Here is a 12,701-nt window from a genome sequence, read left to right as displayed (position 1 = left end):
CATCCCGGACGGGCAGGAGCAAGACGCCTTCCAGCGACGATGAGCCTCGGAGGAATACTGTAGCCGACCCCGATACAATACCTTCCTCGGGCCAGTCCGAAGGTTTGTCCGCCGTACTCGCTGCCAATCATGGCCGGCTCGTCCGGTTCTTTACGGCGCGGACAGGCAGTGTTGCGGAGGCCGAGGACGTCGTGCAGGAAATCTGGCTCCACACGGCGCAGCCGTCGCTGGGACAGGCAACGGGACCGATCGCCAATCCGCTAGCGTATCTGCACCGCGTCGGCATGAACATCGTGCTCGACCGTGTCCGTGCGAATGGCCGTCGTCAGCGTCGCGACATTGGCTATGTCGACGCGACGACGTCGATCGTCGGTGTGGAGGCGGTCGACGATGCGCCCTCCGCATTCGACGCGGTCGCCAGCCGCCAGCGGTTCGATCGGCTGGCCGCTGCGCTGTCCGGCCCCCCCGAGGGAGCGATGCGCGTATTCCGCCGCCATCGTGTCGACGGCGTGTCCCACGCCGACATTGCCGCCGAACTCGGTATCTCGCGAAGCGCTGTCGAAAAACACATCGCCGTCGCCCTCCGACATCTGAGAAAGGCGTTGGATGAATGATTTAGGGGGAGGGGTGCGGTTCGATCCGTGCCGCGGCGTCTATCAAGCGGTCCGATATCCATCGGGATAGGTTTGCAGGATTGCCGCGGGTTGCGTCGATCCTGACACAGGCGGGGGGCATCCGCCGGAAAGGGGGACGCATGACTGACACGCACGCGGCGACGGATAGTGCGGCCGAAGCCGCTGCGACGTGGCATTCGAGGCTCGACGCGCCGGATATGGACTGGGACCGGTTCGGCGAGTGGCTGGCGGCCGACCCGGTCCATCGCGCTGCCTATGATTCGATCGCGAGTCTCGATGCGGAGTTCGTCGCTGCCGCACCGGCGATCGCCGCGCGCCTGCCGGCGAATGACGACAATGCGGACATTGCCGACCAAGACGTCATACCCTTTGCAGCATCGCGCGGTCGTCGGTGGCAGTGGGCGGCGCTCGGTTCCAGTGGAGCGCTTGCCGCGGGGCTGGCGTTCATGTTGGTCGCGCCGTCGGGCGACGACGCAGCCCAGGCCTATGAAACGGGTCGCACCGAAACCCGGTCTGTGACGCTTGCCGATGGCAGTCGCATGCAGATCGATCGCGGCTCTCGCGTGTCCGTCAGCGGCGGCGGTAGTCCGGTGATCGAGATCGCACAGGGCGCGGCGAACTTTGCCGTCCGACACGATCCTTCGCGCGTCCTGATGGTTCGCGCGGGCGGCTACGAGGTACGCGATCTCGGCACGACGTTCGATGTCGTGAGTGCGCGTGGACGGGTCGCCGTCACCGTCGCCGAGGGTATGGTGAGCGTCACGCCGGTCGGGGGCAGGCCGTCCGACGCAACGACGCTGCACGCGGGCCAGAGCCTGGATATCACGTCGGACAAACAGACTGCCGAACGGCGGAAGGTCGATCCTGCGCGCGTGTCCGACTGGACCGACGGCCGCCTCGACTATGACGGCGCACCATTGCCACTGGTTGCGGCGGATATCGCGCGGTATGCGGACAGCCCGTTGACCGTCGATCCTTCGGCGGCGAACCTGCGTTTTTCCGGGGTGTTGACGATTGGTGACGGATCGCGGCTCGTCGATCAGCTGCACGCAGTGCTGCCGATACGCGTTCGTCGGGTTGCTGGCGTCGTACATCTGGGTGCCGTCGGCGGACGCTGAACGGGCTCCACGGGCCAAGCGTTCGATCACGATTCCTGCGGGACCTTTACGATCTGCGCTCGAGTCGCTTGCAAGCCAGACCGGGATCTCGATCGGAATGGCGGGCGGATTGCCGGATATCGTCATCAAGCGGGTCGACCATTCTGCCGACGTAGCGCAGGCCGTACGCCGCATGTTGGCCGGCAGCCGGCTGCGCGCGGTGCAGGTCGATGCGACCACGTGGCGGATCGAGGCGATTCCGGCAAAACCACCGCGCGCGCCGGCGCGTGGCGGTGACGCCGCAGGGACGCTGATGACCGGTGATATCGTCGTCATCGCCAGCAAGCGCGACGAACGGCTGTCCGATCTTCCCGCTTCGATCAGTATCGTCGGTGCACCTACCTTGGGTCGGCTGGCGGGGCGGCGTGGACTGACGGACGTCATGGCGACGACCGACGGGGCATTTTCCACGAACCTGGGCCCGGGCCGTGATCGGATTTTTCTCCGCGGGGTTGCCGACAGCGCGTTCAACGGCACCAGCCAGTCGCTCGTCAGCCTGTATCTGGACGATGCACGGATCGGCTATTCGTCACCCGATCCCGACCTGCGGCTCGTCGACGTGGACCGGATCGAGATATTGCGCGGACCGCAGGGCACGCTCTACGGCACCGGTGCACTCGGCGGGGTCGTTCGTGTCGTGACCGCCGCGCCGGACCTGGATCGGCGCGCGGGCGGCGTCGCGGTCGAGGGAACGGGGATCAACAACGGTGCAGTCGGTGGCGCGGTCGAGGGGATGCTCAACCTGCCGATCGTCACCGGTACGGTCGCGCTTCGGGCCTCGGGCTGGGTCGAGACGATGCCCGGCTGGATCGACGATACCGGGCGCGATCGGCGCGACGTTAACCGCACGCGGCGGGTCGGTGGCCGTGCCGCGCTGCGCTGGTCGATCGGCGAGGGGTGGTCGGCGACCCTGAGCGGCGTCGCCCAACGCATCGACGCGCGCGACAGCCAATATGCGACCAGTGGCCTGTCGCGCGGCACGCGGATCGCCGAGCCGCAGGACAACGACTTCACATCCGGGGCGCTGACGGTGCGGGGGCCGATCGGCAAACTCGAGGCGCAGGCCACGACGGCCTATGTCGACCAGGAGTTCGGCAGCACCTATGATGCGAGTATTCTGGCATCGTCGCTCGGCGTGGCATCACCGGTCGCGTATGTCGAGGATCGCTCCGCGCGGTTGCTGTCGCAGGAGGTCCGGCTGAGTGACCCGACCGCGCGCCATCCCTGGATCATCGGTGCGACCATCCTGCATTCGACCAGCCTTCTAAAGGGTCGCTTCACGTCGGTCGGCGACGATACCATCGACGCGCGACGCGACGAGGAGGACGTCACGGATCTCGCCGTGTTCACCGAGGGTACGCAGCGCCTCTCGAACGCGCTCGATTTCAAGCTCGGGCTGCGGGCCTTCTCGACGTCGAGCCATCTTGAACAACAGGCACCCGGCCGCGTTCGCGCCAACCGTATCGGCGTTACCCCCAGCGGAACGCTCAGCTGGCATCGCGACGATCTCGGCCTCGTCTGGCTTCGCTATGCCAGCGCCGTGCGTCCCGCGGGTATCAGCCGGACCGCCGATCCGACCAATCTCCGGATCCCCGGCGACGAACTCCAGAGCCTTGAACTCGGCTGGCGCATCCGCATCGCACGTGACCGCCTGGCCTTCCACGGTGCCGTGTTTGGTTCGGCGTGGCAGCATTTGCGCAGCGATACGGTCGGCCCCGACGGACTTCTCGGTACGGTCGATGCGGGCAACGCGGTCAACTACGGCGTCGAACTCGGTGGCGTCCTGAACATGTCCGCGATCACGATCGATTTCGGGACCACGCTGCAACGCGCCCGCCTGACGTCGCCGTCGTCGAACACCGGCCTCGATCGCGACGATCGGCGATTGCCGGTCGTTCCCGACATATCGTCTCGACTGACGGCATCGCGAACGCTCGTCGCGTTCGGCTCGCCCGCGTCGGTTTACGGTGTCGCGCGCTATACCGGTCGCACGCGACTTAGTTTCGATCCGTTGCTGGATCGTCCGGCGGGGAACTACGCGACGATCGACGCCGGCGCGACGATCGACCGCGGGCCGTGGCACTGGTCGATCGCCGTCGACAACCTGCTCGACAGCCGCGGCAACAGTTTCGGCTTCGGCAATCCGTTCACGCTGGCCACTAGGACGCAGACCGTTCCCATCCGGCCGAGGACCATAACCCTGCGCGCCACGATCGGGCTGTGAAGTCTCGAAAGCACGACCAACCACCCCAATTGCCGACCGAATCGCAGCTTGGTTTTCGGATTCCGACGTAACCTTTTCGCGCAGCAGACCGCTGCTTGTAAAAAAGGACGTCGCAATGACCTTCGAACATTCCCCCTCCATACCCTCCGAAAGGCACCAAGAGCTTCACGAGGCGTCGATCCATTCCTTCAGCGCGGTGCTCAGCCGGCGCCCGTTCGAGTTCGTCGACCTGGAAACGCATTTCGACGCCGAACTCGAAACCCTCTGGACCTACATGCGCCAACGCAGCCGGCCGAGCTTCAACCCTGGTTTGCTCGCCGAGTTCACCCAGTGGCAGAACGACATCGCAACCGCGCGGTCGTCGGCTACCATGCCGATCCTGTATGTCGTCCTCGGATCTCGTTTTCCCGGCGTGTTTTCCCTGGGCGGTGACCTCGATCTCTTCTCGGCGCACATCCGCAACGGCGATCGGGAGGCGCTCGTCCGCTACGGCCGTGCATGTGTCCATATCCTGCATCGCAACATGCTGAGCCTCGATCAACCGATCATCACGATCGGGTTGGTGGAAGGCGATGCGCTGGGGGGTGGGTTCGAGGCGCTGTTGTCGTTCAACGTTGTGATCGCCGAACGCGGCACGCATTTCGGCCTGCCCGAAACCAATTTCGGTCTCTTTCCCGGCATGGGCGCGCATTGCTTCCTGTCCCGGCGCCTGGGCGCGGCGCGGGCGGAACAGATGATCCTAAGCGGCCGGTCGTACACCGCCGAAGAACTGTACGAGCTCGGCATCGTCCACGCGCTCGCCGATCCCGGCATGGGCCGCGCCGAAGTCGAGCGCTACATTCGCCAAAACCGCCGTCGGCATAGCGGGCACTGCGCGATCTACGAGGCGTCGAGGTCGGTCAATCCGCTGCCGCTCGGCGAACTCGAAGCCGTCGTCGACCTCTGGGCCGATGCCGCCTTGCGGCTCAGCGAGGCCGACCTGAAACTGATGCGCCGCCTCGTCGGTGCGCAGACGCGGTTGCTGGACAAGGCCGCATAATCAAACGCTCAGGAGCGCCCCAGTGCCTTGACGTCGTCGCCGGCAAGCATGGTCGCGACCATGCTTGCCGGCATCGGATGCGCCAGCAGGAACCCTTGTACCGCATCGCACCGCGTGCGCCGCAGCTGCTCGAGTTGCGCGTGCGTTTCGACGCCCTCCGCTACCGTCCGCATGCCGAGTTTGGCCGCCAGTTCGATCACGGTCTGGACGATCGCCACCGAGGCCGGGCTTTGCTCGAGGTCGGCGATGAAGGAACGATCGATCTTCAAGGTCTGGAAGGGGAACTTGGTCAGGTAGCTGAGCGAGGAGTAACCCGTGCCGAAATCGTCGAGCGTCGTCCGCACGTTCAGCCGATTGATCGCATCCAGTGCCGCCAACGACGCCTCGATATCCTCGAGCAGGACGGATTCCGTCACCTCGAGTTCAAGCCGCTCCGCCGCGAAACCGCTCGCCGCAAGCGCACTCATGATGACCATCGGCAGGTTCGCCGATCGCAGCTGGATCGGCGACAGGTTGACGGCGATAGTCACGTCGGTGGGCCAGCCGCTTGCGATCCGACACGCCTCGCGGATCACCCAACTGCCAATCGCGACGATCAGGCCATTGTCCTCGGCGATCGGAATGAACTCGGCAGGAGAAATCGCGCCATGCCGCTGGTTGGTCCAGCGCAGCAACGTCTCGCAGGAGAGGATGCGGTCGCCGGTCAGGTCGAAGATCGGCTGGAAGACGAGATGGAACTCGCCACGTTCGAGCGCGCCCTGCATTTCCGCGCCGAGGTCGCGCGTCCGCTCGATCTTCTCGTCCATCAACGGTTCGTAGAAGCGCATCTGACCGCGGCCGCTGTCCTTCGCGCGGTAGAGGGCAAGGTCGGCGTTCTTCAGCAACGTGTCGGCATCGGTGCCATCGGGTGGCGCGATCGCGATGCCGAGCGATGCGCCGACGTGCAGCGTGCGCCCGTCGTGATGCACCGGCTGCTCGACCAAGTCGATGATACGCTGGCCGATCGCAGAGGCGTCCGACTGCTGGACCACTTCGCAAATCACCGCGAACTCGTCGCCGCCAAGCCGCGCGACGATCCCGGTCGTGCCGAAGGCGTCGTTCAGCCGCTGGGCCACGCCCGCGAGCAGCGCGTTGCCGGCCAGATGACCGAACGAGTCGTTGATTTCCTTGAACCGGTCGAGATCGAGCCAGTAGATCGCCAGCCGCGTTTCGCTGCGGCCGAGCGCCTGCAAGCGCGCCTCGAACTGTTCGCGGAACGCGGTCCGGTTGGCGACGCCGGTCAGATCGTCGCGACGCGCGATGGCGGCATGATGCTCCGCTAATGCCGCCTTCTCGCGCGAAACGAGTGTCGCCTTCAGGATGACGCCATAGGTCTGCAACGTGATGTCCATCATCGCGACGACGAACAGGACGATCACCAGCGCCAATGCCATCTTGAGCGGCTGCAGCGAGACGATCAGCCCCACCGTCAGCGGCAGCGACGCGAAGCACAGCTGTGACAGGGCGATCCACGGTCGACCGGCGTTGCGACCGGCGATTCCCGCCGCGTACCCGATCGTCGTGGTCACCGCGAGGAGCTGGAGTACGCCGTCGTCGGTATGCACCAGCGTGAGCAGGCCGAACGTACCGAGCAACGCCGAATACCCCAGCGCACCGGATCGATAGAGAAACTCCTGCCGCTTGGCCCAGCTTCCCTTCACGCGATCCGGTGCCGGCCGCCGTTGCCGCCCCAGGGCATCGCCGACCCTGATACCGGCGACGAGCGCGATCGCCACGGCACACGCGATCATCGCCAGGTTTCCGCTGACGTATGCGACGATCCCCATGATGCCGCTGCTGGTCAGTGCACCGATCACCAAGGATTGCGGGGACGCGTAAAGCGACTCCAGCAGCGTCGCACGTACCGAGGCCGCAATCGACTGGTCGGAATGCCGCAGTTGCCTGAGGCGGGAAATCAAGCCACTCATCCGACTATCCTTGGACGGCAAGGGTGTAAAAGAAACGAACAAAATAGCCGGCGTGTCTGTGATCCGTCGCATTTAGTCGGGCGATGCGAACGCGTTAACCAGTTAAGACGACCGCTCAAGCCTTTGCCGTCAGCGTTTTTCTTATGCAGTAACGCTCGACGTCGTCTTACAGCATTTCCAACGGTCCCGCCGTCTTCGGTCGTGGAAATGCGGCATCGAGCGCTGCTACGTCCTCTCTGGATAGCACGAGGTCCGCGGCTACACGGTTCTCCTGCACGTGCGCGACGTTCCCGGCTTTCGGGATCGCGATCACGTCGTCGTTTTGCAGAACCCAGGCCAGCGCGACCTGCGCGGGCGTCGCGCCGATGGTTTCTGCGATGCGAACGAGCGTCCGGTCCGACACGAGCCGGCCCTGCTCGACCGGACTGTACGCCATCACCGGCATGTGCGCTTGGCGAAGCCACGGCAGGAGGTCGTGTTCCGGGCCACGCCGCGTCAGGTTGTACAGGATCTGGTCGGTCGCACAGCCGCCGCCGCCGGCGGCCAGCAGTTCGTCCATGTCGTCCGTATCGAGATTGCTGACGCCCCAATGGCGGATCTTACCCGCCGTCTTGAGCCCCTCCATCGCCTCGACCGTCTCCGCAAGCGGTACCGATCCGCGCCAGTGCAGCAGGTACAGATCAATCCTGTCCGTTTTCAGCCGATCGAGGCTGGCGTCGCAGGCGTGTTCGAGGCGCTTGCGCGATGCGTTCTGGGGATAGGCTTTGCTGACCAGGAATATGTCGTCGCGAACGCCGTCAAGTGCTTCGGCAACAAGGATTTCGGAAGCACCGTCACCGTACATCTCGGCCGTGTCGATCAGCGTCATCCCGAGTTCGACCCCCGACCGTAAAGCCGCGATCTCCGCCTTACGCTCGCTCGCGCGCTCGCCCATCATCCAGGTGCCTTGCCCGAGGGCGGGAACCGTTTCCCCGCCCGGAAGCGTCACGGTCTTCATGGTCTATCCTTCGTACCGGTCCGGTCTTCCGACACTAGATCAGCCCCTCATGCGACATCGCTTTCTGCACCGCCGGACGTGCCTTCATCCACTCGCGCAACGCGACCAATTTCGCCGGCGCGTCGATCTGGTTCTTCGCCGCCCACAACAGCATCACGAACAGATAGCAGTCCGCCACGCTGACGGTGTCCCCGAACAGATAGTCGCCCTCCATCGTATCGGCGAGATAGCCCATCCGCTTGACGATCGTCTCGCTGGCTTTCGCCTTCTCCTCATCGCTCCCGCCCGAGAAGAACGGCTTGAAGCTCTTGTAGATCTCGGTCGAGATGAAGGCGAGCGCCATGAGCAGATGGGTATGCCCCATCGCTCCGCTCGGTTTCAGCGCGCTATCTTGATGCGCGATCCAGTCGAGGATTGCGATATTCTCCGTCAGCGTCTCGCCCAAGTCCAGGGTCAGGGCAGGGACGTATCCCTTCGGTTTGATCTTTGTATAGTCGATGCCGCTCTCGGTCCGCTTGGCCTTGAGATCGACCTTCTCATGCTCGAACGAAAGCCCGGCTTCGTGCAGCGCGATGTGATCTGCGAGGCTGCAAGCGCCGGGGGAATAATAGAGCTTCATCGATGGTCTCCGCGTTGATTGTCCTGAACGCGCCAGCACGCCGATAGCTGCGACCGTCACCCCGACCCCCGCTATTGCAGCATCGCCGCGCGCACCCATCTCCGGTCGATGAACGACAATTTGATCCGTCTCGGTCTCCTCGACGAGGACGACATCATTCTCGATGAGGCCGCGCTTTCGCTGGCGCTACTCGATCATCCAGGCACCGATCCGACACCCTATCGTTCGCTGATTAATGCGGTGTCGCAACGTCTCGATACGGTCGGCCGAGGCGCCGGTACCGCCGAAGAGCGCGCCGATGTCCTGTCGGAAGTGCTGGGCGAGGAGTTCGGCTTCGTCGGCGACCGCGAGACCTATGACGACCCCGCCAACGCCGACCTGATCCGTGTCATCGACCGGCGCCGCGGCCTGCCGGTAAGCCTGTCCATTCTCTACGTGGGTGCGGCACGCCGGATCGGATGGACGGCTGACGCGCTCGATGTTCCCGGGCACGTATTGGTGATGGTCGGGGCCGAAGCGGCCCCCGTGATTGTCGATCCGTTTCGCGGCGGGATGCGCGTCGGCCGCGAGGCACTGGCCGCTTTGGTGCTAGCATCGAACAGCGGACCTGCCGCCGCGGTGAACCACATCGCGACGATGCCGAACCGCGCGATCCTGGTGCGGCTGTTGCTCAACCAAGCGACGCGCGCCGAGCAGGCGGGGCATGGCCGACGCGCGCTGGAACTGTACACGCGGATGACTTTGATGGCGCCCGCTTATGGACACGCCTGGTGGGAGCGCGCGCGCCTGGAACTGGTCGACGGCGACGTGACGGCGGCGCGTGGTAGCCTCAGCGCGATGCTGGAGATCACCCGCGATCCCGAACTGCGGCGGCGGGTGACGGATACGCTGGGGTCTCTGCCTCCAGCCTAACTCTCCTTTTCCGTGTCGGGGCACAGGGTCCCGACCTAACAAAGCTTGGCGTCGGCGCGCTCACGGCGCTAACCGCGCGGTCATGGCCGCGCCGTCGATCCTCGTTGTCCTCCATGATTTTGCGCTGGGCGGTACCGAACGCGTTGCCGTGCGGCTTGCCGAGGCGTGGGCGAAGCAGGGCGTCGCGGTCACCATCTTTGCCGGCTCGGACGCCGGGCCGCTTCGGGCATTGGCCGGCGAAGCGGTCGAGATCGTTGTTGCAGAGCCTTCGATCCCGCGTGGATCGGGCTCACGCAGGCGGTTGGCGCAGGCTGCGCGCGTGTTCGTCGAGCAGCGACGGTTCGACGGCGTCTTCATTCCCGGTAATTTCCATTGGCCGGTCGCCGCCGCGCTGGCCGGATCGGTCATCCCTGTGGTCGCGCAGGTCAGTGCAGCGCTCGACAAGCCGCAGCGCGGTCGGCTGCGGCAATGGGCGTTCGAAGTTCGGATGCGACACCTTCTTCGCAGGGTGCAGGCCGTGGTCGCGCTGTCGGACGTCGCGCGCGATCAGGCCGACCGGATCCTCCGCCGTCCCTTGACGACGACGATCGCGTTGCCGGCGCTGAGCGACGACGCTGCACCGCCATCGCCGATCCCCGTCACGCAGCCGCCGGTCGTGCTCGCCGCGGGGCGACTGGTCCCTGAAAAGGGTTTCGCGCGCTTGATCGACGCCTTCGCAAAACTGCCGAAAGGTACGGCGCGTCTAGTCATCGTCGGCGACGGCCCGGAGGCGGATGCATTGCGCCGACTGAGCGAGACGCTGAGGCTTGCCGATCGGGTAGAGCTTGTCGGGTATGTTGCGGACATCCGGCCGTGGCTGGATGCGGCGCGGTTGTTCGTGTTGGCGTCCGATTTCGAAGGGTATCCGGCGGTCCTGGTCGAAGCTCTGGCAGCGGGCCGCCCGGTGGTCGCGACCGACTGTACCCCGGCGACACGACTGCTGGATGCGCCGGGAGCTGGCATGGTCGTGCCACTGGACGATAGCGACGCCCTTGCAGACGCGATCGCGGCGATGCTCGCGCAATCTTCGCCCGATCCGGAGGCACTGGCGGCGTTGGTCGCGCATCACCGGATCGGCGCAGTCGCGGCCGAGTATCTCGATCTGTTTGCAAGGTTGCGCGCGTGAGCATACGCCCGATGCGGATCGCGTATGTGATCAACTCGGTCGAGGGCGGCGGGGCTGCGTCCCCTGTGCCCGCGGTGCTTGGCGTGCTCCGCGATGGCGGTGCGGAGGTGGCGGTGTTCGCGCTGACCGCACGCGACCGTCGCGGCGAGACCGCAATGCGCACCGCCGGGCTTGACGTGCGTGTGCGTGAGGGCGGCGAGACCGATCACGCGGCCGCGCTCCGCTGGCTCGACGCGACCCTCGAGGACTGGGCGCCGACGCATCTCTGGACCTCGCTTACACGTGCGACTTTGCTCGGCCAGATCGTCGGCGTGCGTCGGGGTTGGCCGGTCGTCAGCTGGCAGCATGCTGCTTTCCTCAAGCCGGTCAACCGCATTTTGCTGCGCACGATGCAGCGCCTGTCGCGGCTGTGGGTCGGTGACTCCACCGCCGTGACGCGACTGACCGCGGAAAGACTCCACGTTCCCCCCGAGCGGCTCGTCCAATGGTCGATCTTCCGCGCGGATCCCGAAGCGCTTCAGGCGACGCCGTGGCGGCTGGGCCAACCCGTTCGGATCGGTAGCCTCGGCCGTCTGCACCAAGTGAAGGGCTACGACGTGCTGGTCGAGGCGTTGGCATTGGTCGACACGCCGACGCCGTACGAGATGGTGATCGCGGGGGACGGCGCAGAACGGGACGCTCTCGAAGCTCGCGCGAACACTCTCGGCATAAAGACGCTGCGGTTCGCAGGCTATGCGGCTGACCCCGCGGCATTCCTAGCAAGCTGCCATCTCTACGTGCAGCCATCGCGCTCGGAAGGCCTTTGCGTTGCCGCACACGAGGCGATGCAGGCTGGGCTTCCCGTTATCGCCTCAGCGGTAGGCGAACTCCCTGGCAGCATCGTCCAAGGCGAGACCGGCTTCACCGTCCCACCGGGCGATCCGGTGGCGCTAGCCGCCGCGTTGTCGCGCGCGCTCGCCGAGCCGGCGCAACTGGGGACGATGGGGCAGGCAGGTCGCGAGCGCGTTCTCGCGACGTTCGGACCAGACCGGTTCGCTGCGACCGGCCTCGCTATCCTCGAACGGATGCGCGCCTTTTAAGGCCCAGTTTCTTCACCTCGCGGACTATTTCGATCGAGAGCCCGTGAAGCGACAATTCAGTGCGCTTCATATCGACCAGCGTCACCGGCCCCGCCGCCGACAGCGTGTGAAACCCCTCGACGAACGGCGCGGAAGAGGCCGGCGCGACCATCGCGTCGCCCACCTCAGCCTCGAACCGTTCAGTGGTCAAAACGGTCATCGTCAGCGGCCGGATCGCGCCACCATAGGTCCGGCTGCAATCCTGCACCGGGAGTACGATCCGGCCATCGATCACCAGCGGCATCCCGCCCGGTCGCGCGCTTGCGACATCGACCCGCACAGGGTTCATCGGGTGCGGCGTCCACGGTCCCGCCAGCCGGTCCGCATAGGCCACGTGCAGCGCGCTCATCTTGTCCGGCTCGCGGTCGGCCGAGGTGTAGAACAGCCACCACCGCCCGCCGTGGAACACCGGCGTGGCATCGACCGCCACATGATCGAGTTCGATGACATGCGCCAGCTCCCACCGGGTCGGGAAATCCACCGCGCGGTACAGCGTGAGCCGGTTCGAGCGATGCGCTTCGGGCAGCATCCACGTCTCGCCCTCCGCCTCGAACACCAATGGATAGGACAGGTGCCAGGGCTCGTTCAGCACCGGCTGACGGTCGATCAGGCGGAAGTTGGCGTCATAGACCAGCACTTCGATCGCGCCGATCCGGACGCGGTAATCATAGATCTCGACGAACACGTATAGCTGCCCGTCGCGCCACAACCCAAACGGGTCGGCGAGAAACTGGAAGCTGCCCATCGGCGGCAACCACGTCAGGGGGAACCCCTCGATCGAGCCGCGCGCGACGATCGCCTCGGCAGTCGCCATCACGATCGCGGGGCGCCAGATATCCTTGCGTAGAGCCACGGTGGTCGATCGATC

General features: G+C 65.6%; 11 protein-coding genes. 7 read left to right on the top strand and 4 right to left on the bottom strand.

The annotated features are described in order from the left end of the window. Nucleotides 1–104 precede the first annotated feature (104 nt). From C8J42_RS09685 to C8J42_RS09670, 4 genes are all read left to right on the top strand, one after another. Nucleotides 105–614, top strand: coding sequence for an RNA polymerase sigma factor (locus tag C8J42_RS09685; RefSeq protein ID WP_133019816.1), 510 nt, complete (start codon nt 105–107; stop codon nt 612–614). Nucleotides 615–754: 140 nt separating this feature from the next. After that, a complete protein-coding gene (locus tag C8J42_RS09680) occupies nt 755–1,753 on the top strand; it encodes a FecR domain-containing protein (RefSeq protein ID WP_133019815.1) in 999 nt (332 codons plus the stop codon). 97 nt (nt 1,754–1,850) lie between these two features. Then, a complete protein-coding gene (locus tag C8J42_RS09675; RefSeq protein ID WP_133019814.1) occupies nt 1,851–4,016 on the top strand; it encodes a TonB-dependent receptor plug domain-containing protein in 2,166 nt (721 codons plus the stop codon). Between the two features lie 115 nt (nt 4,017–4,131). Next, nucleotides 4,132–5,055 carry a crotonase/enoyl-CoA hydratase family protein gene (locus C8J42_RS09670; RefSeq protein ID WP_133019813.1) on the top strand — a complete coding sequence of 308 codons (924 nt, stop codon included), beginning with the start codon at nt 4,132–4,134 and terminating at the stop codon, nt 5,053–5,055. 8 nt (nt 5,056–5,063) lie between these two features. On the opposite strand, the gene C8J42_RS09665 is transcribed toward C8J42_RS09670, so the two are convergent. The 3 genes from C8J42_RS09665 to C8J42_RS09655 form a co-directional block, all read right to left on the bottom strand. Next, on the bottom strand, nt 5,064–7,022 hold the full coding sequence (locus C8J42_RS09665) for an EAL domain-containing protein (protein ID WP_165895179.1): 1,959 nt from the start codon (nt 7,020–7,022) through the stop codon (nt 5,064–5,066). 166 nt (nt 7,023–7,188) lie between these two features. Beyond that, nucleotides 7,189–8,019: an aldo/keto reductase gene (locus C8J42_RS09660; protein WP_120300344.1), complete on the bottom strand. Its 831-nt coding sequence runs from the start codon at nt 8,017–8,019 to the stop codon at nt 7,189–7,191. A 34-nt stretch (nt 8,020–8,053) separates the two neighbouring features. Next, nucleotides 8,054–8,638, bottom strand: a complete 585-nt coding sequence (locus C8J42_RS09655; RefSeq protein WP_133019812.1) for a glutathione binding-like protein — start codon at nt 8,636–8,638, stop codon at nt 8,054–8,056. A 108-nt stretch (nt 8,639–8,746) separates the two neighbouring features. Here C8J42_RS09655 and C8J42_RS09650 point away from each other — a divergent pair, with 108 nt between their 5' ends. The 3 genes from C8J42_RS09650 (at nt 8,747) to C8J42_RS09640 (ending at nt 11,794) form a co-directional block, all read left to right on the top strand. Next, on the top strand, nt 8,747–9,550 hold the full coding sequence (locus C8J42_RS09650) for a transglutaminase-like domain-containing protein (protein ID WP_133019811.1): 804 nt from the start codon (nt 8,747–8,749) through the stop codon (nt 9,548–9,550). Between the two features lie 82 nt (nt 9,551–9,632). Continuing rightward, on the top strand, nt 9,633–10,715 hold the full coding sequence (locus tag C8J42_RS09645; RefSeq protein WP_133019810.1) for a glycosyltransferase: 1,083 nt from the start codon (nt 9,633–9,635) through the stop codon (nt 10,713–10,715). Further along, nucleotides 10,712–11,794, top strand: a complete 1,083-nt coding sequence (locus tag C8J42_RS09640) for a glycosyltransferase family 4 protein (protein ID WP_347812407.1) — start codon at nt 10,712–10,714, stop codon at nt 11,792–11,794. Before C8J42_RS09645 ends, C8J42_RS09640 begins: the two co-directional genes overlap by 4 nt. On the opposite strand, the gene C8J42_RS09635 is transcribed toward C8J42_RS09640, so the two are convergent. After that, a complete protein-coding gene (locus tag C8J42_RS09635) occupies nt 11,766–12,686 on the bottom strand; it encodes a formyl transferase (RefSeq protein ID WP_133019809.1) in 921 nt (306 codons plus the stop codon). The two genes, C8J42_RS09640 and C8J42_RS09635, sit on opposite strands and share 29 nt — an antisense overlap. Between the last annotated feature and the right edge of the window lie 15 nt (nt 12,687–12,701).

This window comes from Sphingomonas sp. PP-CE-1A-559, assembly GCF_004340965.1.
Classification (GTDB): Bacteria; Pseudomonadota; Alphaproteobacteria; order Sphingomonadales; family Sphingomonadaceae; genus Sphingomonas.
Note: the sequence above shows the minus strand (reverse complement) of the source record. Positions and strands in the feature narration are given on the sequence as shown.